Raw genomic sequence first — 25,826 nt, 5'->3', positions numbered from 1 at the left:
CTATCTTACCGTAAAAATCCCCTTACACCTGGACGCCCTTGGGGATCGCACTCAATAAGGTCCGCGTGTACGGATGCACGGGATTGCGGTACAGCTCATCCGAATCGGCCAGCTCCACCACTTGCCCCTTGTGCATCACCATCACCTGGTCGGCGATGTATTTCACCACGGATAAGTCGTGCGAGATGAAGATGTACGACAAGCCGAATTCATCCTGCAAATCCTGCAACAGGTTGAGCACCTGCGCCTGCACCGACACGTCCAGCGCCGACACGGATTCGTCGCACACCAGAATTTCCGGCTGCATGGTCAGGCAGCGGGCAATCGCGATGCGCTGGCGTTGACCGCCGGAAAACTCATGCGGATAGCGGTGGAAAGCCTGTTCCGGCAAGCCCACCTTGTCGAGCAGCCAGTAGGCCTTGGCGATGCGTTCCTGGTCATTCGCGCCGATCTTGTGAATGCGCATCGGCTCCAGCAAGATCTGTCCCACCGTAAAGCGGGGGTTCAGGGACGCATACGGATTCTGGAAGATGATCTGGATGCGGCGTTTATACGGCAAATACTCCCTGTTCGGCATGGCGATCAGGTCCTTGCCGTGGAACATGGCCGTGCCACTCGTTGCCTGGTGCAGGCGCAGCAAGGTCAGGCCCACCGTCGTCTTGCCGGAACCGGACTCGCCCACCACGCCCAGGGTTTTTCCGCGCGGTAAAGTGAACGACACATCCTTGACGGCCTGGAATTCGCGCTTGCCGAACAGGCCTACACGCGTATAAAAGCTTTTACTGAGGTTATTCACCACCAGCACCGGTTCGTCGCCCGGCGTGTAGCCGCGCGTGCGCTGTTGCATTTCGATGCCGGGGCCGGCCTTGCCGTCCATGTAATCGGCAATGACGGGCAAGCGCCACGGGCGCTGGTCCAGGGACGGGCGGCAATGCAGCAGGGCTTTGGTATAAGCGTCGGCCGGCGCTTCAAACACTTGTCGCACTTCCCCCGTCTCGCGCACTTCGCCGTGGCGCATGACGATCACCTGGTCGGCGATCTCTCCCACCAGGCCCAGGTCGTGGGTAATGAAGAGCACGGACATCTGATGCTTCTTTTGCAGCGCCGCGATCAGGTCCATGATCTGTTTCTGGATCGTCACGTCCAGCGCCGTCGTCGGTTCGTCCGCGATCAGCAATTTCGGTTCGCAGGCGATCGCCATGGCGATCATCACGCGCTGCTGCTGGCCGCCCGACATCTGGCTCGGATAGGCGTCGATCTTGGTGGCCGGGTCGGGTATGCCCACTTCGTCGAGCAACTCCAGCGTACGGGCGCGCGCCTGCTTGCGGTTCATGCCCATGTGCTGGCGCAGCACTTCGGCGATCTGGAAACCCACCGTAAACACGGGGTTCAGCGACGACATCGGCTCCTGGAAGATCATCGAGATATCCTTGCCGCACATGGTGCGCCGCTCGGCGATCGACAATTTGAGCAGGTCGCGCCCGCCGAAATGAATGCTGGACGCGGGATCGATGATGGTGTTATCTGACGGCAACAAGCCCATCACGGCCAGCGAGCTGACGGACTTGCCGCTGCCCGACTCGCCCACCAGGGCGACGGTGCTGTTGCGCGGCACGTTGAACGAGATGCCCTTGACGGCTTCGAACGTGGTCTTCTTGTCCAGGCGGAAGGTGACGCGCAGGTCGCGCACTTCCAACAGGTTATTCTGGTCCATGAGCAACTCCTATTTCACTTTGGGGTCGAGCGCATCGCGCAAGGCATCGGTAAACAGCGAGAACGCCGTCACCAGCACGGCCATCGCCGTGGCGGCGGCTGTCAGCTGCCACCATTTGCCCAGGATCAGTTCATTTTGTGCCTCGTTGAGCATGCTGCCCCACGAGACGGTGCCCACCGGCACGCCAAAGCCGAGGAAACTCAAGATTACTTCCGCCTTGATGAAGCCCACCACCAGAATCGACATTTGCACCAGCGCCACGTGACTGACGTTCGGGAAGATATGCGAAAACATCTTGCGCCAGTGCGAGGCGCCGATGGCGTCGGCCGCCATCACGTATTCGCGCGCCTTGTGCTTGATGTATTCGGCGCGGATCAAACGGTACGGCCCCGTCCAGCCCGTCAGCCCGAGGATCAGCACGATGGTCAGCACGCCCTTCTGTTGCAGCACGGCCGCCACCGTCAAGATCATCAAAATCGACGGAATCGACGTGAAAATGCTGTAGAACCAATTGAAAAAGTCATCGACGATGCCGCCGAAGTAGCCGGACACGGCGCCAAACAGTGTGCCCAGCACAACGGCCAGCAAGGCCGCCACCAGGCCCACGACGATCGACGTCTCGCCGCCCTTGATGGTTTTCTGCACGATATCGTGGCCCCACTTGTCGGCGCCGAACGGCAAGGTTGCCGCCTTGTGCGTGACGAGTTTCTTGGCCTTGCCCATGCCGGCGCGCAAGGCCGTCAAGTCGTCGGCCAGCGGGTCGGTGACGCCGTACATGTCCACGCCGGCAGAAGGATTGCTGCCCATCTGCGCGCGCAGTTCGGCGATATCGTCGGCCAGCGGGTCGAGCACATTGACGGGTGTCGGCGTGCTGCGCTCGTCGGACTGGGGAATGGCGCCGTCGCCGGACGCGGCCGCGTCCTTGTCGGCACCGACGAAGGTCGGCGGCGCATAGCTGACGGCCACTTCATCTTCCCAGTTCGAGGCCACCAGGCCGCTGGCCGAGGCCAGCACCAGCAGGAAAAAGGCGCCGACCACGGCCAGCGATACCATTGCAATCTTGTCGCCGCGCAAACGGCGCCACGCCAGGGCCCACAGGCCGGGCGATGTATGAGGTTTCGACATCGTCTCTTTCTACTTCAGTTGTACGCGAGGATCGACCGCCTGGTACAGCAGGTCGGTGAGCAGGTTGAAGAGCATGGTGGCGGCGGCGACATACACGGTGATCGCCTTGATCACCGGAAAGTCGCTGCGCTCGACGGCCAGAATCACTTCACGCCCGATGCCGGGGATGCCGAAAAAGCGCTCGAGCAGGAAAGCGCCGATCAGCAGGGCCGGCAAGTTCGACATCACATAGGTAATGATGGGGATGCCGGCGTTGCGCAGCACGTGCACCCACATGATGCGGCCTTCCTTGAGGCCCTTGGCGCGCGCCGTGCGCACGTAATCCTGGTTCGCCTCGTCCAGCACGAAGGTGCGGAACAGGCGCAGGGTCGGCGCGATCGACACGGCCAGGCCGATCAGAATCGGCAAGGTCGAATAGCGCAGCAGGTTTTCCCAGAAGCTGTCGCCCCAGCCCTGCACGGGGAACAGGCCCAGTTTATAGGCGAAGCCGTACTGGAAGACGATGATGTAGACGAGAATGGAAATCGACATGCCCACCGTGCAGGCGATCATCACCATGCGGTCCGTCAGCGAACCGCGCACGAAGGCGATGGCCAGCGCCAGCGCCACGCCAAAAAACGTTTCCATCACGGTCAGCGGGATCAAGACCATCATCGACGGCCCCAGGCGCGAGGTGATGATGTGCGACACGGACTCGCCAGTCGCCCAGCTCTGGCCGAAGTCAAACGTGACGATCTGCTTGATGAAGATCCACAGCTGCACGTAGTACGGCTGGTCGACACCGAGCTGGCGGCGGATGTTGGCGATGCTTTCCGCGCTCGACATCTTGCCGGCCAAAATGTAGGCGGGGTCGCCGCCCACCCAGTTGAACAATATAAACACCAGCAGGACGACGCCCAGCATGGTAGGCAGCATCTGCCACAGGCGGCGCAGGATATAAGCAAACATAATGATTCCTTGTTTTTATAAGCTGCGCTTATTTTTTTGCCGAGTCAGCCGCAGGCGCCACTGGCATGCCCGTGCTGTCGATATCCATATACGCCCACTCCTGGAACAGGATCGGGTGCTTCTTGTAGCCGAGCACCGACTTTTGCGCCAGCATGTTGCGGTAGCGCGCATAGCCGATCAGGGCGCCCGCATTGACCTCCAGGCGGCGCGCCATCTTGTGGAACAGCTCGTCGCGCTCGGGGCTGGCCGGCATGGCCTGGCTGGCCGCATACCATTTATCGTACTCGGGATCCTGGTAGCAGCCATTGTTGTTCTGGTGCGTGTTCGGGCCATAGAACAGCTGCATGAAGTTGTCGCCGTCCGGATAATCGGCCAGCCACGGTGCCGTGCGCGTCTGCATCTTGCACTGCTTTTCCGTCTTCAGAATGTCGGAAAAGATCATGCGGTCGTTTTCCATGCGGATGCCCAGCGAGTTGTACGTCTTGCGCCACATTTCCGCCTGCAGCACGCCATTGGCTTCGTTGCGCGAAGCGTAGCGGATCAAGAGCGGCTTGCCATCTGGCAAAGTACGCCAGCCGTCGGCGCCCTTCTTGTAGCCGAATTTATCGAGCAGTTTATTCGCCAGCACGGGATCGTATTGCAGCAGGGATTTGTAGTGCGGGTCGTAGCCGACCACGCCGGGCGGTATCGGATAGTCGAGGCGCTTGGCCTGGCCATTCCAGATGATGCGGATTTCCTCGTCGATATTGTGCGCCATGGCAATGGCGCGGCGCAGGGCGATCTTTTCCTTGCTGAAGCCGCCCAGGGTCGGGTCTTGCATATTCCAGTAGTAATAGCTGATTTCCGGGTCCAGCAGACGCGACAGTTGCACGCCCTTCTCCGCCAGCTCGGGGCGCAGTTTACCGTTCAGCAAGGCTTTCGGCGCCAGCGGGCCATCGAGCCAGAACACGTCCGTGCCGCCGCTCTGGAAAGACAGCCAGCGCGACTGGTCTTCGATCATCACGGAAATTTCGATGCGGTCGATGGCGGGTATGCGCTTACCCTGCATCTGGCGCACGATGCGCTGGTCGTCCGGGTCGTCGCCGGCCATGAAATTCCACGTCTCGGGCAAGTGCTGCGGATTGCGGTTCAAAACGATGCGGTTGCCGCGCGTCCATTCGCCCAAGGTGTAGTAGCCGGTGCCGACAGGATTCGAGCCCACTTCACCCTTCACGTCGCCGTATTTTTCCACCACTTCGCGCGCCACGGCGGCCGTCGGCACATAGGCGAGGATCATGGGGAAATTGAAATCGGTCTTGGTCAGCGAGATGCGCAGGGTGTACGGGTCGAGGATTTCCAGGCCCGCCACCTTTTTATTGAAATCGAGTTTGTTCGACTTGACCGCTTCCTTGGCCAGATCGTCCAGGCCCACTACCTTGCCTTCGAACAGCCAGCTGTGCGGCGAGGCCAGGCGCGGGTCGAACAAACGCTTCCACGAATACACATAATCGGCCATCGTCAGTTCGCGGCGCTTGCCGCCGAACGCGGCGTCGGGCGTGAACAGGATGCCTTTTTTCAGGCGGATGGTGTAGGTCTTGCCGTCGGCCGACACTTCCGGCATGGCGGCCGCCGCGCCGGGCACCACCTTGACGGGGCGCGCCAGGTAGTCATACGTGTACAGGGTGTCGAAGACGGCCTGCGTGATGTGGTTCGAATACAGGTCGCGCGCGGTGGCCGGGTCGAAACCCGTCTCGGCGGCCGGCAGGATATAGCGCAAGGTTTTCACCGGCGCGGCCGCGGGGGCCGGGGTGGCATCCGCAGCAACGGCAACGGCCGCCAGCGGCAGGGTGGCCAGGCAGGCGAGCAGCGCCACGCGCCGCATCCATGGTGACTTCATGTAATACCCTTCATCTCGATTATCTGTCGCACCGTATTGGTGCGCTTGTACTGGCTTCCCCCTGGGATACAGGAGTCCACCGCCAAAACCAGTCCATCCTCGCAAGATCTGTGCCTTGTTCGCAGCCGTCTCGACTGCCTGAAAAACGCGTAACGATAACGCAGTTTCCCCCTCGCCGACAAAGAGAAATGCAGGGGCCGCCACTCCCGGCCCGCTACCCGTCCGATTTTGCTGCATTGCACCACACCCGATTTTCATCGGCAAGGAAAAGACCGGCCCGACATCTACGCTGCAGTACAGCATTGAGTGCCGGGGCGCACGCTACGCAGCAAAAAACAGTTTCGGAGGGGAATACATCACCAAACGAGGACACTTTGTTTCAAATCAATATCACTGAATGGAAGCCGTTGTTTAAAAACACAAAGTACAACACCCTGTTGACAAAGAGTTTTGTTAATCATTACATTCAATCAATTGAAAAGAGATAAATCATTTCGCATTTTCAATATTCTCGGACGTGCTTACCGGCGCGGCCGTTCTTGCCCTTTTAGCCAACCGCTTCATCAGGAGTCTTGAACATGATTAGAGAAATATGCCTGTCCCGCTCCATCCGCTTGATCTGCGCCAGCGGCCTCGCCGCCGGCATCCTCAGCCAGCCGGCACTGGCCCAGGAAACCGGTGAAACGGCCGGCATGCAGCGCGTAGAAGTCACCGGTTCGTCCATCAAGCGGCTCGTTTCGGAAACAGCCACCCCTCTCTCGATCTTCAAGGCCGAGGATTTCGCCAAACAAGGCTTGACGACGGCCCAAGAAGTCCTCAGCAAGATACCCTCGAATTCCTCCAGCATGGGCAGCGGCAATGCCGTCGGCGGCAATACCAGCGGCTTGCCCACGGGCGGCCAGGCCAGCGCCGACTTGCGCGGCCTGGGCGGCGACAAGACCCTGGTGCTGCTCAATGGCCGGCGCATCGCCAACCATCCGTATGACGGCGCCAGCGTCGACCTGAACATCATTCCCATCGCCGCGCTGGAGCGCGTCGAAGTGCTGCGCGACGGCGCCTCGGCCATCTACGGCACGGACGCCATCGGCGGCGTCATCAACTTCATCACCAAGCGCTCCGTCAACGTCACGAATATCACCGCCGAGGTCGTCGCGCCCGAGCACAAGGGGGCTGGCGAACACCGCATCAACCTGTCGACGGGCTTCGGCAAGCTCGATACGGACGGCTACAATATTTTCGGCGTGGTCGATTACCACAAGCAAAATGTGCTGACCTCGCAAGACCGCGCCTTCTCGGCAACGGGCATCATTCCCGAGCGCGGCCTGTCGCTCACCAGCGGCACCACTTTCCCCGGCAACTACTTCGATGCGGCGGCCAACGGCGGCAAGGGCCTGGCCGGCAATCCGTATGCGGCCACGGGCTGCAACCCGCCCCTGTCCGTGGCGGCTGCCAACGGCACCTGTCGCCAGGACTACACGCGGCAGATCGACGACCTGCCGGCACAGGAGCAGGTGGCATTCTTCGGCAAGGGCGCCTTCAAGCTGGGCGACGGGCACCTGGCCACCGTGGAATATCTGCATTCGGAAAACAAGGTGGAGGCGCGCACGGCGCCGCCGCCGCAAACGGGCTTGATCTTGCCCAATACCAGCAAATACTATCCGGGCAATGCGGGCGGCGTGCCGGCCCAGCCGGGGCTGTCGGGACAGCCGCTGAGCGTCAACTGGCGCCCCGTGGAAGCGGGCCAGCGGCAGATCGATTCCACCGGCAAGGCGGACCGCCTGGTGCTGGCCCTCGAAGGCGAGCTGGCTGGCTGGGACTACAAGACGGGCCTGAGCCATGCGATCAGCAAGTCGTCCGAGAAATTTACGGGCGGCTACGTGCAGGATGCGGGCTTTGCCGCTGGCGTGCTCAATGGCATCCTGAACCCCTTCGGCATGCAGGACGCGGCCGGCAAGGCTTACCTGGACAGCACGGCTCTGCGCGGCGAAGTGCAAAATGCCAAGGTCACCACCACGGGCTTCGACATCAAGGGCAGCCGCGAACTGATGCAGCTGGCCGGCGGCCCGCTGGCCATCGCTCTCGGCGGCGAGCTGCGGCGTGAAAAAGCCGACTTCAATGTCAACCGCGATATCGCCAGCCAGGCCGCCAGTTCCGGCCTGTCCGGTTCGCTGTCGAAAAGCGGTTCGCGCACCATCCAGGCCGTCTTCGGCGAAGTCAACTTGCCATTGATCAAGGATCTGGAAGTGCAGCTGGCCGCCCGCTTCGACCATTACAGCGACGTGGGCAGCACCACCAATCCCAAGCTGGCCCTGCGCTACCAGGCCAGCAGTGCGCTGGTGCTGCGCGGTTCGGCCAGCACGGGCTTCCGCGCCCCGACCTTGTTTGAAAAGAACGCGCCGCCGTCGAAGAACGATACCAACGATTCCTACGACGACCCGATTCTGTGCCCGGGCGGCGTGCCGCAGCCGGGCGCCAATCCGCTGCGCGATTGCGACTTGCAGCAATTCAAGCTGCAAGGCGGCAATGCAAAGCTGAAACCGGAAAAATCCACCACGTTTGCCTTCGGCCTGGTGCTCGAACCGGTCAAGGAAGTCACGGTTGCCATCGACTACTGGAACATCCACCTGAAAGACAAGATTTCTTCGCTGCCGGAGCAATCCATCTATGGCAACTATGAGAAATACAAGGCCTTGTTCCTGCGCAATCCCGACGGCTCGCCTTTTGCGATTCTCGACCTGAACGACAACCTCGGCGAAGTGAAAACCGACGGCATCGACGTCAGCCTGAATGCACGCCTGGGACGCGGCGCCTATGGCGATTTCAGCGTGTCGGTGGACGGCACCTGGACCCACAAGTATGACTACCAGAACGAGCGCGGCGGCGAATTCATCGCCAACGTGGGCCGCTATGCGGACAACAATCCCGTGTTCCGCTGGAAACACACGGCCGCGCTGAACTGGCGCAAGGGCAACTGGGGCGCCACCGTGTCGCAATCGTTCAAGTCCGGCTACACGGACCAGAATCAGGTCGATCCGCAATACCGCCACGATGTGCCCTCCTACAGCCTGCTGAACGTGTCGGGCAGCTACGTGTGGAAAGGCTTGCTGCTGACGGCCGGCGTGAAAAACCTGTTCGACAAGGAACCACCGTTCTCGAACCAGGGCACCCTGTTCCAGAAAGGCTATGACCCGCGCTACACGGATCCGATCGGGCGCGCGTATTACCTGCGCGGCAGCTATACGTTTTAAGGGGAATTTTCAGGGCGACAGATAAAACAGGCAGCGCTGGCAACAGCGTGCCAGCAACAGAAAAGCGGCGCCATCAGCGATGATGTGCGCCGTTTTATTTTACCCATCTGAGCACGCCTGACAAGGGTTCACGATATTTTATTACTGAAGGATTATGAAAAAAACAGGAATATGTTGCATTTCATCCAAAAAGTCCGCACGAAATTGACAATCTGAATCATGAATGTTTTGATGAGGGCCCAGAAAATTTACAGAATTTTCATTGGTAGATTTTCAAAAAGGCAAATAAATTGTTGGCAAGCAACAAGTTATTTCAAAATAATTGCCGCCTTTATCACAATAACAAGGAATTTCAGATGATGATAGAAAATGTAATATCGCGGTCGCTGCGCCTGATGTTTGCAGGCGGCATGGCCCTGAGCATGCACGCTGCGTATGCACAAGAAACAACAGATGGCACCATGCAACGCGTGGAAGTCACGGGTTCGAGCATCAAGCGCATCGCTTCCGAAGCGTCGCTGCCGGTACAGACGTTCAATCAAAAAGATATCAAGAAAACGGGCGTCACCACGGTCACCGATTTCATCCAGCAAATCCCGGCGATGCAGGGCTTCTCCGTGGCGGCCGATTCGGTGGGCGGCGGCGGCGGCGGCGTCACCACGGCCTCGATCCACGATATTGGCGCAGCCTACACGCTGGTGCTGCTGAACGGCCGCCGTGTGGCGCCGTCCAATTCAGGCACCACCATCGACCTGAACTCGATCCCCCTGTCGGCCATCGAACGCGTCGAAGTGCTGACGGACGGCGCCTCGGCCCTGTACGGCGCCGATGCCATCGCCGGCGTGGTCAACTTCATCCTGAAAAAAGGTGCGGCGCCGCTGGAAATCAACGCCAAGTACTCGCGTCCTGAAGAAAAAGGCGGCGCCAGCAATTCCATTTCGATCAGCAAGGGCTTCGGCGACATCGACGAAGACGGCTACAGCATCTTCGTGTCGGCCAGCCATGACGAACAAAAATCGCTGAAAGCATCGCAGCGCAGCTTCGCGAAAAGCGGCATCATCAATTTCAACGATCCGAAGACCGGCAAGGCGCTGCAATTCATCAACGGTTCCTCGCGTTCGGCCCCGGGCAATGCGGCTGTCGATTACAACCGTACCGACCCGGTAACGGGTCAGGTGGTCATCAATCCGAAGACCAACAAGCCTTTCGTCGATACCGTCAACCTGAACCCGTATGCACTGGCCCATGGCGGCAAGTGCGCCGCCAGCAACATGGATTTCTATGGCGACGGCAATTGCTATTTCGATTCGCCATCGACCATCGAAATCAATCCCGAATCGAAGCGCGACGCCATCTTCAGCTCGGGTACCGTCAAACTGGGCAAGACCGGCTTCCAGGGTTTCTATGACCTTGCTTACACAGAAGCGCGCGTCATCGCCAGCATTGCGCCGTACCCGGCCGATTTCTCCGTCGATGTCGGCTCGCCGCTGTTCAACAAGTACCTGGCGCCGAACCTGACGCCGGCGCAGTTGGCCAACGCCACGGGCGCCGTCGCCAAATACCGCCTGTCGGAAATGGGCAACCGCGTCTACGACTATGGCACCAAAGCCACCCATATTGTCGCCGGCATCGATGGCAATGCATTCGGCTGGGATATCAACTCGGCTGTAACGTACTCGAAAAACAAGCAAACGCAGACCTATGTCAGCGGTTTCCCGCTGGCCGACAAGTTCGACGCGCAAATCGCCGCCGGCAATATCGACCCGTTCGCCTACCCTGTAGGTTCCATGCCGGACGCCATGCGCCAGGCATTGATGGGCACGGGTTTCAGCGGCACCTACAACACGCAAACCGTGGAAATGAAGGGCATCGATGGCCGCGCTTCGCGTCCCGTGTTCTCGCTGCCAGGCGGCACCGCCATGCTGGGCGTGGGCGCCGACTACCGCAACACTTCGTACAAGGTGCAGCAGGCGGACGTCGCCAGGCAGGCGCAAATCCTGTTTGACAATGCACAGGTCGACAGCGAATACGCACGCGACAACGCTGGCGCGTATGCCGAACTGATGCTGCCGATCTCGAAAAAACTGGAAATGACGGGCTCGCTGCGTTATGACCAGATCGGCGCCATCGACGACAAGCTGACGGGCAAGACGGTAGGCAAGAAAGAAAACGCCACCACCTGGAAAGTCAGCGGCAAGTATTCCGCGACCAAGAACCTGATGTTCCGCGCCGCTGCCGGCACCGGCTTCCGCGCCGCCAGCATGCAGGAAATCGCCGGCCCACTGGAAGACTGGGGCGTCACGGGCGGTAACTACCAATGCCCGTTGACGGCGGCAAACGGCATGGGCGGCCATCCGCTGGCCAACTATTGCGAAGGCGTGGTGCGCCAGCAGTTCGAAGCCTTCCAGGGCGGCAATCCGGAATTGAAACCGGAAACGTCGAAGCAATGGAGCATCGGTACCGTATTTGAGCCGATCGACAGCCTGTCGATGTCGTTCGACCTGTGGAACGTGCAGATCAACGATCAGGTGACCGCGGTCTCCGAAGGCTTGATCTTCAACAATCCGGCCAAGTACGCCGACCTGTTCACCACCAAGCACATCACCTCGACGGGCAAGGACGTGCTGGCCGTCAAACTGCTGCCAATCAACATCGGCAAGGTGGAAAACCGCGGTATCGACTACGACTTCACCCACAAGATGAAGCTGCTGGACGGCCGCCTGACGAGCCGACTGATGGGTACCTACCTGCTGCGCTCGCGCTACACGACGCCAGGCACCAATGATCAATGGGAAACCAGCCTGAATCGCTACGGTTCGAACGACAAGGTCAGCTTCCGCAACATCATCCGTGCCACCAGCACGTACGAGACGGCCAAGTTCACGCATACGCTGAGCGCCAGCTACCGCAATGGTTACACGGACAAGGAACAGACGGCAAATGGTTGCGCCGTGATCGTCGCCGGCAGCCCTGGCGAATGCTATGGCATCCAGCTGGAAGTGCCGAGCTACACCACCTTCGACTTCCAGACGGCTTATCGTCCGCTGAAGAACGTGGAAATCACGGGTGGCATCCTGAACCTGTTCGACCGCGACCCGCCGTTCACCTTGCGTAACACGGGTTCGCATCAAGTGGGCTACAACCCATCGTACTCGAGCGCCCTGGGCCGCCAGTTCTATGTGAGCGGTTCCTACAAGTTCTAAGCTCACCGTCAGCTGAAAACTGAAAAACCCCGGAAAGCTAAGCTTTCCGGGGTTTTTTTTCATGCAGCGCGCCACATCATTTCATTCCTTGTCGCCCTGCAGGCGGCGCTGCTTGACAGCCGCCGCCAGGTTTTCCAGCACGGCCACGCTGGCGCTCCAGTCGATGCAGCCATCCGTGACGGATTGGCCATAAATCAATTCCTTGCCCGGGATCAAATCCTGGCGCCCCGCCACCAGGTGCGACTCCACCATCACGCCGACGATGCGGCTGTCGCCGCCCGCCACCTGGCTGGCGATGTCGGCGCACACGGGGATCTGGTTTTCCGGTTTTTTCGAGCTGTTCGCATGCGAGGCGTCGATCATCAGGCGCGCCGCCAGGCCTTGCGCCGCGATGGCCTTGCACGCGTCGTCCACGCTGGCCGCGTCATAGTTGGGCGTCTTGCCGCCGCGCAAGATGATGTGGCAATCCTCGTTGCCGTTGGTCGAGACGATGGCCGAGTGGCCGCCCTTCGTGACGGAGAGAAAATGGTGCGGCTGCGAAGCGGCCTTGATGGCTTCCACGGCGATTTTCACATTGCCGTCCGTGCCATTCTTGAAGCCGACGGGACACGACAGTCCCGAGGCCAGCTCGCGGTGCACCTGCGACTCCGTGGTGCGTGCGCCGATGGCGCCCCAGCTGATCAGGTCGGCGATGTATTGCGGGCTGATCACGTCGAGGAACTCCGTGCCAGCAGGCAAGCCCAGCTCATTGATATCACGCAACAGTTCGCGCGCCATGCGCAAGCCGTCGTTGATGCGGAAGCTGTTGTCCATGTACGGGTCGTTGATCAGACCCTTCCAGCCCACCGTGGTGCGCGGCTTTTCGAAGTAGACGCGCATGACGATTTCCAGTTCACCGGCGAAACGCGCGCGCTCCTTGACCAGCAGGCGCGCATATTCCATCGCCGCCTTGGTATCGTGGATGGAGCAAGGCCCGATCACCACCATCAGGCGGTCATCCTGGCCGTGCAGGATGCGGTGCAGGGCGATACGGGCGCTGGCAGCGGTCTGTTCGGCTTGCTCCGAGCAGGCGAATTCGCGGATCAGGTGGGACGGCGGGGTCAATTCCTTCATTTCGCGAATTCGCAAATCATCGGTGCGGGGCATCATTTTCTCCAAAATTTAAGGATGGGTAAAACATCTGGGTAAAAAAAAACCGCCATCAGTGGCGGTTTTTTAGAATTTGCTGGGATCTCGTTTTTTGCTGCTACGTGAACCGACCGCTACTCCACCGCCTTTGGGTTGGAATTGCTAAAGTAAAAATAAGCGGTAAAAAAGTGGCGAGCGAACATGCGAGTCATCCATAAGTGATGAACGACTATAAACCTAAATTGCAACGGTTGGCAAGCATATTTGTCGGCAAAGCCGCATGCCGCTGCCGTTTTACACGGCAAAGCGCGTAAAAAAGCATAAAAAGTTGCGCGCCATTCGACCGGCATGGTCAGTCCAGTGCTGAGCCCGTCGTGGCGCACACACCACGGCGGCGACGGCAAACGACACACTACTGATCAAGATCTAATCCCGGGCAGACCGGACGGACAAGACTCAAGGACGCATCGACAACCTTTGATTGCCTGACCTTTCCGGAGAACAAAATGAGCCCTACTCCCTTGTTTCAGCCCGCTGCCTTTTCGCCACCACGCCTGGGCTTGGCACTGGCCAGTGCACTGCTGAGTCTACCCGTCCTGGCACAGGACAATGCCGCACCTGCGCCCCTGCAGCGCGTGGAAATCACCGGTTCGAACATCCGCCGCGCCCAGGCTGAAACAGCCTCGGCCGTGCAAACCCTGAATGCGGCCGATATCGAGAAATCGGGCAAGGCCAGCGTGGCCGAACTGCTGCAAACCCTGGCCGTCGACAACCAGGGCTCCGTCCCTACCAGCTTCAGCGGCGGCTTTGCCGCCGGCGCGTCGGGCATCTCGCTGCGCGGCCTGGGCACGGCGTCGACCCTGGTCTTGCTGAACGGGCGCCGCGTGGCGCCCTACGGCCTGGCCGACGACGGCCAGAAAGTGTTTACCGACCTGAACATCATCCCCCTGGAAGCGGTGGAACGCGTGGAAATCCTCAAGGATGGCGCCTCGGCCATCTATGGTTCGGACGCCATCGCCGGCGTCGTCAACGTGATCCTGCGACGCGATTACCAGGGCACGGCCGTGAAGGGCAATTATGGCAAGACCAAGGACTGGGACGGGCGCGAGGCGCGCGCGTCCATCACGCATGGTTTCGGCGATATCGACGCTGACCGCTACAACGTGCTGCTGAACCTCGAATACAGCGAAAAAGGGGCGATCTCGAACCGCGACCGGGCCGGGCGGGGCGCCGTCGGCCGCAGCGACTTGCGCGACCTGGGCTTCAGCGCGCAGGAAACCCTCAGCGGCGCCGGTGCCATCACCACCAACAACGCGGCCGGCAGCGCCGTCAACGGCAATGTGCGCAATCCCGACACCTTCGACTACTACAACCGCGGCAACCTGGCCGGCGTGGGCTTTACGCGCACCTTCCCCGGCGCCGCCTGCGGCAACTTCACCAACCACCCGCAGGGCGATCCGGGCGGCGGCTGCCTGACCGATGCGGCACAGCAATACGGCCAGATCCAGCCCAAGCAAAAGAACATCAATTTTTTTGGCCGCGGCGCCTGGCAACTGACGCCGGCACTGCAAACCTATGTGGAACTGAATCTGTATCACAGCGAATCGAGTTCCGTCACCACGCCGTCGACCGTCAGCGGCTCGGTGGGTTTTCCGGGCGGCCCGGTCAGCAATGCGGCAGTGGCGCTGGGCGCCGGCCATCCTGACAATCCCTACTTCGGCCGCGATGCACGGCTGCGCTACCTGGCCGCCGACGTTGGCCCGCGCACCTCGGAAGTCGATTCCACCTTTGCGCGCTTCGTCGCCGGCATCAAGGGCAGCGTGGCGGGCTGGGATATCGACAGCGCCCTGTTGTACTCGCAAAACAAGGTCGCGAACGAGCAAGGCGGCTTCCTGCAGCGCGACGTGGCTTTCGCCCTGCTCAACCCCAGCGACGCCAATATCGCCGCGGCCCGCCTGAATCCGGCCTATGCGACCCTGCCCGCCGGCAGCGTATGGCGCATCGCGGAAAACGCGGGCCTCAATTCGCCCGCCCTGTACGCGGCCCTGTCGCCGCGCATCTCGAACGACGCCAAGACGCATATCGCGCAGATCGACTTCAAGGCCAGCCGCGAAATGGGCCAACTCGAGGGTGGCAAGCTGGGCGTGGCCGTGGGCGCGGAGTTCCGCCACGAATCGACGGAACTCAACCCGACCACAGGCACGGAACGGGGCAATATCATCGGCCTCGGCTATTCCGCCTACAAGGGCAGCCGCAACGCTTCGGCCCTGTATGCCGAAGTGCTGGCGCCCGTGCTGAAAACCGTGGAACTGTCGGGCGCCCTGCGCGCCGACCACTTCACCGACGTGGGCAATTCCTATACGCCCAAGGTGGGCGTGAAATGGACGCCGCTGCGCGAACTGGCCCTGCGCGGCACCTTCGCCAAGGGCTTCCGCGCGCCCAGCGCGGCGGAAAACGGCGTCGGCGGCCTGGCCGCGTTTTCCACCGCCGCCGATCCGCTGCGCTGCGCGCTGGGCGTGGAAGTGGCATGCGATCCCGCCTCCATCGCCGTCATCACCTCGCCCAATCCCAAACTGTCGCCCGAGCGTTCGCGCAGCTATTCCGTGGGCGCCATCTGGGACCCGCTGCCGCGCACCAGCCTCTCGGTCGACCTGTGGCAAATCCGCCGCAAGAATGAGATCAACCAGGAACAGACGGACACGGCGATTGCGCAGGGCCACGTGGCGCGCGACCCATCCACGGCCACGGGCATTCCCGGCGATCCGGGCGCCATCACGGCCGTGCTGGCCAGCTATGTCAATTCCGCGCAAACCACGGTGCGCGGCATCGATATCGACGGCCGCCAGCGCTTCGACCTGGGCAGCGATTATGGCAACCTGGTGTTCGACGTGAAGTGGACGCATCTGTACAAATGGCTGCGCACGGAGCAGGACGGCACGCAGCGCGATTTCGCCGGCACGCACGGCAATTGCGATGTCTCCAACTGCATGGGCACGCCCGCTGACAGGGTCAACCTGAGCGCCACCTGGGAGCGTCAGAACTGGCGCGTCACGGCCAATGTCAACTACCGCGCACCGCTCGACAATATCAGCTTCAAGAACGATCCGGACGGCTGCGCCACGCACTTTGCCGACGGCACGGACGCGCCGCGCGGCTGCCGCATCGCCTCGTTCACCACGGTGGACCTGACGGCCCGCTGGCTGGCCACGCCCAAGCTGGAAGTGTTTGCAACGGTGCAAAACCTGTTCGACAAGATCGCCCCGCTCGATCCGCTCACGTATGGCGCCACGGGCTATAACCCGCTCGACTATGCGGGCGCGGCGGGACGCTTTTTCAGTGCAGGGGTGAAATACAAATTCTGAGAAATCGGAAAAGCGGGAGCGTAGGTCGGATTAGCGGGGCGAAGCCACGCGTAATCCGACACCATTGTTGACACTTACGCGACCGTTGATGGTGTCGGCTTACGCGCTGCGCGCTAAGCCGACCAACCCGACCTACGCAAACCATCCAAAACGTCAGGCCGTGCCGCCGACCGTGATGCCGTCCAGGCGCAGGGTCGGCTGCCCCACGCCCACGGGCACGCTCTGCCCCTCCTTGCCGCACACGCCCACGCCCGAATCGAGGCGCATGTCGTTGCCGATCATGGAGACGCGGTTGAGCACGTCCGGACCATTGCCGATCAGGGTCGCCCCCTTGACCGGATAGCTGAGCTTGCCGTTTTCGATCATGTACGCTTCGCTGGCCGAGAAGACAAACTTGCCGTTGGTAATGTCGACCTGACCGCCGCCAAAGTTGACGGCATACAAACCATTTTTCACGGAGGCGAGGATCTCGCCCGGGTCCTTGTCGCCGCCCAGCATATACGTGTTCGTCATGCGCGGCATGGGCAGGTGGGCGAATGATTCGCGGCGCGCATTGCCCGTCACGGGCATCTTCATCAGGCGCGCATTCATGGTGTCCTGGATGTACCCCTTCAGGATGCCATCCTCGATCAGGGTCGTGCACTGCGTGGGGTTGCCCTCGTCGTCGATATTCAACGAGCCACGCCGGCCAGCCAGGGTGCCGTCATCGACCACCGTGACGCCCTTGGCCGCCACGCGCTCGCCGATGCATCCGGAAAACGCAGACGAACCCTTGCGGTTGAAATCGCCTTCCAGGCCATGGCCGATCGCCTCGTGCAGCAAGATGCCGGGCCAGCCCGGTCCCAGCACGATGGTCATGGGGCCGGCGGGCGCGGGGCGCGCTTCCAGGTTCACCAGGGCCGAGTTGACGGCGTCGGCCGCGTATTGTTCCAGTACGTCATCGCTGAAATAGTCATAGCTGAAACGCCCGCCGCCACCGGCCGAGCCCGTTTCGCGGCGGCCATTCTGCTCCGCGATGACGGTCAGCGAGACGCGCACCAACGGGCGGATGTCGGCCGCCAGCACGCCGTCGCTGCGCAGCACCAGCACCACGTCGTACTCGCCGGCCAGCCCCGCCATCACCTGCACGACTCTGGGATCTTTCGCCCGCGCCATCTTTTCCACGCGCTCAAGCAATTGCACCTTGGCCGTGGCATCCAGCGAGGCGAGCGGATCATTGGGCAGGTACAGCGAACGCCCGCCCTGCGGCTGCATCTGGCCCGCGATCTTGACTCTGCCGGCACCCGCGCGCGCAATCGTGCGCGTGGCCGCTGCCGCTTCCAGCAAGGCCCGCTCGGAAATATCGTCGGAATACGCAAAGGCCGTCTTGTCGCCGGACACGGCGCGCACGCCCACACCCTGGTCGATGGAAAAACTGCCCGTCTTGACGATGCCCTCTTCCAGGCTCCAGCCTTCGCTCTTGGTCGACTGGAAATACAGGTCGGCATAGTCGACCTTGTGCGTAAACATCGTGCCCAGGGCTTTGAGCAGCTTGTCTTCGTCCAGGCCAAACGGCGTGAGCAGGATCTCGCGCGCCACGGCCAGACTGGACAGATTGGGTTCAAATGGAATCATGGCTATCTTTTCTCAACATTCAATTTACATGGTGCGGTGAGCGAGCGCCGGCAACGATTCGCGCACGCCAGCCAAAAACACCAGGTCGATCTCGCCACTGACCACGCCCTCGCCTTCGGGCAACACGGCTTGCACTTCGCCCCACGGGTCGATCAGCATGCTGTGGCCCCAGGTGCGCCGGCCGTTCGGATGCAAGCCGCCCTGCGCCGAGGCCAGCACATAGCACTGGTTTTCGATGGCGCGCGCGCGCAGCAGCACTTCCCAATGGGCGCTGCCCGTCGTATGGGTAAACGCGGCCGGCACGACGATCAGCGCGCAATCGCCCATGGCGCGGTACAGTTCGGGAAAGCGCAAGTCATAGCAGATGGACAGGCCGACGCGGCCGAACGGCGTCTCGATAGCGCGCACCTGCGCACCGGGCACGATGGTGCGCGATTCATTGTAGGACTCGGTGCCGCGCGTAAAACCGAACAGGTGGATCTTGTCGTAGCGGCCGGCCGGCTCGCCCTGCGGGTCGTACACCAGCGTGGTATTCAAGACCTTGCCCTCCTCGCCGGAAATCAGGGGCAAGGTGCCGCCGATCAGCCAGATGCCGTGCTGGCGCGCCATCTGCGCCATGCCATCCTGGATCGGTCCGCTGCCGGGCTGTTCCGCATGGGCCAGCTTGTCCGTTTCCTGCTGGCCCATGATGGCCCAGTATTCGGGCAGCACCACCAGCTGTGCACCAGCGGCGGCGGCCTGCGCCACCAGGCGCCGCGCCGTGGCCAGGTTCTCTTCCACGGACGGCGAGGAAATCATTTGTACTGCTGCCACTGTATGCATCATTGCCATTCTTCTCCATTCGAACGCTTCGCCTATTTCGCCACCGCCTCCCCGGCTGCGGCGGCAGGCACGGCGACAGGCTCCAATTTACCACCATCGAGCTTGGTCACGACGGGCGACTTCCACGGGCCGGCGATCTGCATGTGATAGGTGAGCGCCTTCATCACGGGGGCACGCAGGAACAATTGCGCCAGGAAACTACCCAGGCCGATGACGGGGTTGACGGCCAGCGCATACACGAGCGGCCCCGTGCCCAGGTTAAATTCCGGGATCACCACCACGTGCAAATTCGTCGTTTCATTGGCGATGTCGGCCTTGCCATCCATCAGCACCGTGGCCGCCACGCCGTGCATCTTGAGGTTGTCGGTGCTCACCACGCCGCGCTTGATGCTGGCGTTGGCCGTGATGCCGTCGAAGGCCAGCCCTTCGGAAAACACATCGTGGAAATCGAGTTTCAGCAAACGGGGCAAGGCTTGCAGGCTGAGCACGCCCAACAGCTTGGCCGCGCCCGGATCCTGCTTGAGGAACTGGCCCGATTCCACATTCATCTCGATCTGCCCCGACAGGGTGGGAATGTCGAGCGAATACGGCAAGCCGTTCCAGGCGATGTCGCCGCTCAGGCGCCCCTTGCCGCGGCGCACCGTGTCGGCAAAGCCGAAGCGGTCGAGCAACTTGCCCGCGTCGACGATATCGAGGCCGAAACGCAGGCTGGTCGTGCTTTGGCCATCCTTGATGACCCATTTGCCATTACCGCTCAGCGCGCCATCGGGATTCGACAATTGCAACTTGCCCACGCGCCACTCGCGCCCGCCCGCCGCCATGGTGTTATAGGCCTGCAACTCCAGCCGGCCGATCTTCTTGTTGAACAGTTCAAAGTGCTCGGCGATGATATCGAGCGACGGAATCGACTGGGCGCCGCTCTTGCCTTCCAGCAAACTCTTCACATCGTTGGCGGCCGATTCCGGAATGATCAGCGACGACAGGCGCGCCGTCATCTTGCCCAGGCCGGACGGCGTTTCCAGCCACGTCACATAGCCCGACACTTGTTTCGCGTCAATATTGGCTTGCCACACATCCTTTTGATGCGTGGCGCCCACGACCACATTTTCCAGCTTGCGCTCGCCCAGCATCAGTTCGCTGGCGCGCGCCGCCATCATGTCCGGCACCACATATTGCGCGATATCGGGTGCGTCGTCGGCATTGCCACCCGCATCGGCTGGCGCCGTGGCGTTGCCGGCGATTTCGCTGCCGACGGCGATCCAGCTGTCCACGTCCAGGGTTTTCATATTCACGTTGAGCATCATGCCGCTGTCCGGTTCCGGCGCCGGCACGTTCACGCCGATGCCGCCGCGCACCAGGCGCCAGGCTTCCTTGCCCTGCTTCTGGCGCTGGTAGCGGGCGGCGATGCCGGTCCCCAGCGCGATGCGGATATCGTCCGTGCGCAGGCCGGCGCCGTTGGCCGCATTGCCCGTCAGGGTGAATTTTATGGGCAGGCTGTCGCCGGCCGGCTTTTTCAGGGGCGCGGGGAAATCCAGGCCCAGGCCCGTCAGCGGCGACTCGACATTGACCACCACCTGGTGGTCGCGCGCCGTGATCAGGCCGCTGTAGCGCGCGCCGCCATTCAAATGTTTCGCCAGGCGCTGCAACACGGGTGCCGGATACGTCTTGCGCAAGCCGTCGACGGTCATGTTGCCGGCGATTTTCACCTGGATGGAATTGTCCGGCTGCGAGCCGCCCGAGATGGCCAGCGGCCCGCCCAGCAGGCTGCCGTTCAAGCCATTCAGGTTGACGCCCTTTTCGTTGAATTCGATCTTGCCCTGCGTGCCCAGCACGGGCGGCATGTCGCGGAACAGCACCACGTCATTGCCCGCCAGTTGCAAGCCGCCCTGCACGGTCGCCTCGAGCATGCGCTCGATCGGCAAGTGCAATTTGAGGGCCAGCTTGGCGTTGCCCGTCGCCGTCGTTTCATCCGTGAAATGCTCGATCCAGCCCAGCACGGGACTGGCCGTCACGTACTTGAGGAATTCCTGCATCGGGCCGGCCGCATTGCCCTCGATGTCGAGCAAGGTGTCGAACACGGTCAGGTCGGGAATCACGGCTTTGACATTCGTCAGAGCCACGCCGCCCGTGGTGGCCGTGTCGCCGCGAATTTCCATGCGCGCCCGCTCGAAAACAAAGCTGCCCTTGATTTTTTCCGCCTGCGGCCACCGGGGCGCCTTGCCCGCCAGCGGTCCGTTTTCCGCCAATTCGCCCGGTGCATAATTCAGGATGCCATTCTCGAGCTTGCCGGCCACGCGGAAGTCGCCCCGGCTGCGCTGAGCCGGCGTATCGCCCTTGAAGGGGAAATGTTCGAGTTCGCCGCGCAGGCGCAGGTTGACATCGCGCGCCACGCCGCCTTCCAGCGCGCCCGTCAGCCAGTGGCGCAGGTGCTCGGGCGTTTGCAGTGGCAGATAGCGGCCGATGGTGTTGATCTGGAAATTATCGATCGTGCCCGTCAAGTCGACCTGGCCCAGATTCTTGCCGTCGAGCGGCATGCGGTGCGTGCCTTGCAGGGCGACGCGCAAGCCTTGCTGATCGAAATCAAGCTTGTCCAGCCCGACTTGCAGCATATTGCCCGCTTCGAAGGTCCAGCGCGCCTGCATGGCGAATTGTTCGAACGGCAAGGCCGGCTCGCTCAGATAGGTGGGGAACTGCAACACCAGGTCCTGCGCGTCGATACTGATGCTGCCGCCCTTGTCATTGGCGTCGATGCTGCCGGTCAAGTGGTCGAAGCCGGGAATGGCCGGCGCCGCCGCCTGTGCGGGGCTGGTCGCCGTCTTCGCCACGGCCAGGCGCGCCGGCTGCGCATTCAGGCCAAGATCGATGAGCTTGCCACGCAGGCGGTAACTGGCGGGCGTGGCCATGTCGCCTTCCCATTGCGCTGAAAAATCCTGCAACCGCCCGCGCGGCGCCAGGGTATCGAGGCGCTGGCGCTGCTGCTCGCCCAGCGGCAGCTTGTCGGCCAGCGTGGCCAGGGTGTGCAAATCGAGCGACTTGGCCGTGATTTCCGTACGCGCCGGCTTACGTTTGGTGGCAGCAATGTAGCGCTCGGACAAGGTCGTGGGCGGCAAGCTGAGGCCATCGCGGGTTTCCACCGCAAAATTCGTCAACTCCACCTGGTGTCCATTCGCGCCAAAGGTTGGCTTGCCGTCCGGCACCTGCGCCGACAGCTCTTCCTTTGCTGAAATGCGCCCGCTGACCGACAGCAAGTCGAGCGGGGCGATATGCTGGCCCAGCTGCGCCTGCACATCCGTCAAGCCCACGTCGGCCGTGAAACCGGCCAGGCGCGCGTGATCCAGGCTCAGCCAGGCGCGCAGTGCGCCCTTGCCCTGGCTCAGCTCGAACGGATAATCGAGGTAGCGGCGCCAGGCGGCCAGGTCGGCGTTTTTCAGGTCGGCGTACAACTCGCCCTTCCACATCGACACATCCGAGATGCGCGTGCTGAAAGGCGGATGACTGAAGTGAGCGCGCACATCGATGGGTGCGGCCAGGCTGGCGGGCGGCGTGGCCTGCAAGCCCAGCCGGTGGCTGCGCCAGTGGTTGCGCAGCAGCAAGTTGACCTGGCTTAAAGCCAGCTCCGGCGTGCCGCGCGCTTCGTCGGTCCAGCGTACCTTGCCGTCGCGGATGATGATCTCATGCTGCGACAGCAGCCAGTCGGCGCCCTTGCCATCGCTGCCTTGCGTGCTGTCGACCAGCACCCCGGCCACATACAGCTTGCCATCCTTGCTGCGCCGTACGTCCAGGTCGGGCCGCGTGATTTCCAGGGTATCGAAGCGCACGGAACCGAGCACGCTCCACCACGACACGGTGGCCGAGATGCTCGGCAGGCTCAGCGCCTGGCGACCCGCCTGGTCGCGCAGGCTCACGTCGCCGAGGAAGAGATTCGGCCGCACGCCATGCCAGGAGGCATAAATACGCGCGATGCTGACAGGGTTGCCCAGCGCGCGGCTGGCCGCCCGCTCGATATCGCCCTTGTAATAATCGATATTCGGCAAGATGGCGTAGCGCAGGAATAAAAACAGCACGGCGAAGGCGAAATACGCGAGCAGCACCAGTTTGACGGTAAAACCCAACACATGGTGGGTGGCCAGATTCGCCATGCGATAGGCGGCACGCAGCCGCTGCCAGCGCAGGGCCAATGGCACATGTTCTGTCACGCTTGCTTCTGGCGGTTTTTGCATCAATAAGCTAATAAACTGGCCCGGCGTCAAATAATGGCAAAAATCGTCTGCATTCGTGGTGCGCGCCTGCATCCTTGCGCTTGCGTCTGAGCAAAGCCTCCCTTACCATCGTCCGGAAGGGCACGCACTACCGGCGGTGGGGCCGGCGGCACAATTTTACCGCATCCCCCGCCGTTCGCAGCCAAGTTAAACAAGAACATGCACGCAGCATCCACGAGACCCTTACCGATACCATGAGCACACAGCCTTTGATCTCCGCCTCCCGTTTCTACCAGCGCTGGCTGGACGCCGCCCCCGAGCGCGCCGCGCAGGTAGCGCAACTGGTGCGCGCGCCGCTGGACGGGCTCGATTTTGCCGCCGCGCTGGCCGAGCAGGCGAACGCCGCCACGCCGCCGCTGCCGCCCGAGCGGGCCATGCGCCGCCTGCGCAACCTGCTCGTCTGCGGCCTGATCGCGCGCGACCTGGGCGGCCAGGCCGACTTGAACGAAGTCGTGACAGCCATGACGGGCTTTGCCGATTTCGCCATCCGCACGCATGTGGACGCCATCATGGCCGAGATGGTGGCCCTGCACGGCATGCCCGTCGGCGAGGAATCGGGCGAGGAACAGGCCTTGATGGTGCTGGCGATGGGCAAGCAGGGCGGCGGCGAACTGAATGTCTCGTCGGATATCGACCTGATCTTTGTCTACCCGGAAGATGGCGACACGCAAGTCACCGTGCCGGGCCAGCGCAGCCTGTCGAATCACGAGTTTTTCATTCGCATGGGCAAGAAACTGATCGCCGCCCTGGCCGAAATCACGCAAGACGGTTTTACTTTCCGCGTGGACATGGCCTTGCGCCCGAACGGCAACTCGGGTCCGCTGGCCGCCAGCCTGGGCATGGTCGAGCAATATCTGATCGTGCAAGGACGCGAATGGGAGCGCTATGCCTGGGTCAAGGCGCGCGCCGTGACGGGCAAGCCGGAAGACATCGCCTCGCTCGACGCCATCGTGCGCCCCTTCGTCTTCCGCCGCTACCTCGATTTCGGCGTCATCGACGCCATCCGCACCATGCACGGCCAGATCCGCGCCGAGGTCAACCGCCAGGAGCGGCTGCACCCCGACCGCAGCAACAACGTCAAGCTGGGCCGCGGCGGCATCCGCGAAATCGAATTCCTGGCGCAAGTGTTTCAATTGATACGCGGCGGGCGCGACGCGGAGCTGCGCGAGCGTTCCACGCGCGCCACCCTGCGCACGGTGGCGGACAAGGGTTTATTGGAACCGGCCATCGTGGAACAACTGCTCGGCTCCTATACTTTCCTGCGCAACCTCGAACACCGGCTGCAATACCTCGATGATGCGCAAACCCATACCCTGCCCGCGAATGACGCCGACCGCCTCATCGTGGCGCAGATGATGGGCTTGCCCGACACACCCACCCTGCTGGCCCGGCTGGAAGCGCACCGCGTGTTTGTCGCGGGACAATTTGACGAAATGTTCAGCGACAAGAGCAGCGGCACGCCGCCCGCCGACACGGGCATCGACCCGCAGACGTCGAACGACTGCGCCGCCTCGGACCAGCAGGAAGCCATCGAGGCGCGCTTTGCCGCGCTGGGTTTCCATGAGCCAGCCGCCTGCGCGCGCCGTTTGCTGGCCACGTGGCAGGCACCGCGGCTGCAATCCTTGCCCGAGGCCAGCCGCACGCGGCTGGTGGCCCTCGTCAATTCCGCCCTGCCCCTGATCACCGATTGCTCCGTTTCCAATGGTAACGCCAGCCAGCTGGCCACGCTGGGCCGCCTGCTCGACTTTTTGGAAGCGATTGCGCGCCGCTCGGCCTATCTGTCGCTGCTGACGGAATATCCCCATACGCTGGAACGGGTCGTGCGCATGGTGTGCGCCAGCGGCTGGGCCGCCACCTTCCTCACACAACATCCTATCCTGCTCGACGAACTGCTCGATGAACGCATCCGCAACACGGTGCCGGACCCGGCCGCGTTGGCGCTGGACCTGCAGCGCCAGCTCGACGACGCGCCCGGCGACACGGAGCGGCAGATGGATATCCTGCGCGAAACACACCATGCGCAGCTGTTCCAGTGCCTGGCGCAAGACCTGGCGGGCGACCTGAGCGTGGAAAAGCTGGCCGACTACCTGTCGCAGCTGGCCGACATCATCGTCGCCGCCACCGTGCAAGCCGTGTGGCAAACGTTACCTGCGCGCCACCGCGAGGTGCCGAAATTCGCCGTCATCGCGTACGGCAAGCTGGGCGGCAAGGAACTGGGCTATGTCTCCGACCTGGACGTCATCTTCCTGTTCGACGACGACGACCAGGAAGCGCCCGGCCTGTACGCCAAGCTGGCGCAGCGCTTCATCACCTGGATGACCTCGCACACCTCGGCCGGCATCCTGTTCGACATCGATATCGCCCTGCGCCCCGATGGCGCCTCGGGTATGCTCGTTTCCAGCGTGCAGGCATTCGAGCGCTACCAGGGCAGCGCGGCCTGGGTCTGGGAACACCAGGCGCTCACGCGCGCGCGCTTCTGCGCCGGCGACGTCGCCATCGGCAAGCACTTCGAACGCATCCGCGACAC

Annotated in this window: 12 protein-coding genes; 4 read left to right on the top strand and 8 right to left on the bottom strand. The window is 62.2% G+C overall.

Annotated features, from left to right (window positions below; translation table 11 throughout):
- Positions 1–22: 22 nt before the first annotated feature.
- The 4 genes from K0F86_RS04015 to K0F86_RS04000 are packed head-to-tail and all read right to left on the bottom strand — an operon-like array spanning position 23 to position 5,663.
- Positions 23–1,714 (bottom strand): ABC transporter ATP-binding protein, encoded by a 1,692-nt coding sequence (locus tag K0F86_RS04015; RefSeq protein WP_219133067.1) that lies wholly within the window; start codon positions 1,712–1,714, stop codon positions 23–25.
- 9 nt (positions 1,715–1,723) lie between these two features.
- Positions 1,724–2,839 carry an ABC transporter permease gene (locus K0F86_RS04010; protein ID WP_219133066.1) on the bottom strand — a complete coding sequence of 372 codons (1,116 nt, stop codon included), beginning with the start codon at positions 2,837–2,839 and terminating at the stop codon, positions 1,724–1,726.
- A 9-nt stretch (positions 2,840–2,848) separates the two neighbouring features.
- Positions 2,849–3,787: an ABC transporter permease gene (locus tag K0F86_RS04005; protein WP_219133065.1), complete on the bottom strand. Its 939-nt coding sequence runs from the start codon at positions 3,785–3,787 to the stop codon at positions 2,849–2,851.
- 28 nt (positions 3,788–3,815) lie between these two features.
- Entirely contained in the window at positions 3,816–5,663 is a 1,848-nt protein-coding gene (locus K0F86_RS04000) for an ABC transporter substrate-binding protein (RefSeq protein WP_257571977.1), read from the bottom strand.
- 578 nt (positions 5,664–6,241) lie between these two features.
- Here K0F86_RS04000 and K0F86_RS03995 point away from each other — a divergent pair.
- Positions 6,242–8,911: a TonB-dependent receptor gene (locus tag K0F86_RS03995; RefSeq protein WP_219133064.1), complete on the top strand. Its 2,670-nt coding sequence runs from the start codon at positions 6,242–6,244 to the stop codon at positions 8,909–8,911.
- A 356-nt stretch (positions 8,912–9,267) separates the two neighbouring features.
- Positions 9,268–12,114, top strand: a complete 2,847-nt coding sequence (locus K0F86_RS03990) for a TonB-dependent receptor (protein ID WP_219133063.1) — start codon at positions 9,268–9,270, stop codon at positions 12,112–12,114.
- Between the two features lie 81 nt (positions 12,115–12,195).
- Here the strand turns inward: K0F86_RS03990 and aroG are convergent, their stop codons facing one another.
- Complete coding sequence (gene aroG / locus K0F86_RS03985; protein WP_306823176.1) at positions 12,196–13,260, bottom strand: 3-deoxy-7-phosphoheptulonate synthase AroG; 1,065 nt, start codon at positions 13,258–13,260, stop codon at positions 12,196–12,198.
- Positions 13,261–13,748: 488 nt separating this feature from the next.
- Between aroG and K0F86_RS03980 the strand changes: the two genes are divergently transcribed.
- Positions 13,749–16,604: a TonB-dependent receptor gene (locus K0F86_RS03980; protein WP_219133061.1), complete on the top strand. Its 2,856-nt coding sequence runs from the start codon at positions 13,749–13,751 to the stop codon at positions 16,602–16,604.
- A gap of 153 nt (positions 16,605–16,757) precedes the next feature.
- Here the strand turns inward: K0F86_RS03980 and tldD are convergent, their stop codons facing one another.
- From tldD to K0F86_RS03965, 3 genes are read right to left on the bottom strand one after another with little or no spacing between them, the layout of a single operon-like run.
- A complete protein-coding gene (tldD, locus tag K0F86_RS03975) occupies positions 16,758–18,218 on the bottom strand; it encodes a metalloprotease TldD (RefSeq protein WP_219133060.1) in 1,461 nt (486 codons plus the stop codon).
- A gap of 24 nt (positions 18,219–18,242) precedes the next feature.
- Positions 18,243–19,043 carry a carbon-nitrogen hydrolase family protein gene (locus tag K0F86_RS03970; RefSeq protein WP_219133059.1) on the bottom strand — a complete coding sequence of 267 codons (801 nt, stop codon included), beginning with the start codon at positions 19,041–19,043 and terminating at the stop codon, positions 18,243–18,245.
- 29 nt (positions 19,044–19,072) lie between these two features.
- A complete protein-coding gene (locus tag K0F86_RS03965; protein WP_219133058.1) occupies positions 19,073–23,260 on the bottom strand; it encodes a YhdP family protein in 4,188 nt (1,395 codons plus the stop codon).
- Between the two features lie 233 nt (positions 23,261–23,493).
- On the opposite strand from K0F86_RS03965, the gene glnE reads away from it, so the two are divergent.
- A partial coding sequence (gene glnE, locus K0F86_RS03960) for a bifunctional [glutamate--ammonia ligase]-adenylyl-L-tyrosine phosphorylase/[glutamate--ammonia-ligase] adenylyltransferase (protein WP_257571976.1) occupies positions 23,494–25,826 on the top strand: 2,333 nt, incomplete at its 3' end.

The organism is Janthinobacterium sp. UMAB-60, assembly GCF_900095235.1.
Classification (GTDB): Bacteria; Pseudomonadota; Gammaproteobacteria; order Burkholderiales; family Burkholderiaceae_D; genus Janthinobacterium.
This window is presented reverse-complemented; position numbering and strand designations above follow the sequence as displayed.

What these genes read in the sequence shown, in the direction of transcription:
- K0F86_RS03980 (WP_219133061.1), top strand. Translation starts at nt 13,749, where the DNA reads ATGAGCCCTACTCCCTTGTTTCAGCCCGCTGCCTTTTCGCCACCACGC.
- K0F86_RS04010 (WP_219133066.1), bottom strand. Translation starts at nt 2,839, where the DNA reads ATGTCGAAACCTCATACATCGCCCGGCCTGTGGGCCCTGGCGTGGCGC.
- K0F86_RS03990 (WP_219133063.1), top strand. Translation starts at nt 9,268, where the DNA reads ATGATGATAGAAAATGTAATATCGCGGTCGCTGCGCCTGATGTTTGCA.
- K0F86_RS03995 (WP_219133064.1), top strand. Translation starts at nt 6,242, where the DNA reads ATGATTAGAGAAATATGCCTGTCCCGCTCCATCCGCTTGATCTGCGCC.
- tldD (WP_219133060.1), bottom strand. Translation starts at nt 18,218, where the DNA reads ATGATTCCATTTGAACCCAATCTGTCCAGTCTGGCCGTGGCGCGCGAG.
- K0F86_RS03970 (WP_219133059.1), bottom strand. Translation starts at nt 19,043, where the DNA reads ATGATGCATACAGTGGCAGCAGTACAAATGATTTCCTCGCCGTCCGTG.
- K0F86_RS04000 (WP_257571977.1), bottom strand. Translation starts at nt 5,663, where the DNA reads ATGAAGTCACCATGGATGCGGCGCGTGGCGCTGCTCGCCTGCCTGGCC.
- K0F86_RS04015 (WP_219133067.1), bottom strand. Translation starts at nt 1,714, where the DNA reads ATGGACCAGAATAACCTGTTGGAAGTGCGCGACCTGCGCGTCACCTTC.
- aroG (WP_306823176.1), bottom strand. Translation starts at nt 13,260, where the DNA reads ATGCCCCGCACCGATGATTTGCGAATTCGCGAAATGAAGGAATTGACC.
- K0F86_RS04005 (WP_219133065.1), bottom strand. Translation starts at nt 3,787, where the DNA reads ATGTTTGCTTATATCCTGCGCCGCCTGTGGCAGATGCTGCCTACCATG.
- K0F86_RS03965 (WP_219133058.1), bottom strand. Translation starts at nt 23,260, where the DNA reads ATGCAAAAACCGCCAGAAGCAAGCGTGACAGAACATGTGCCATTGGCC.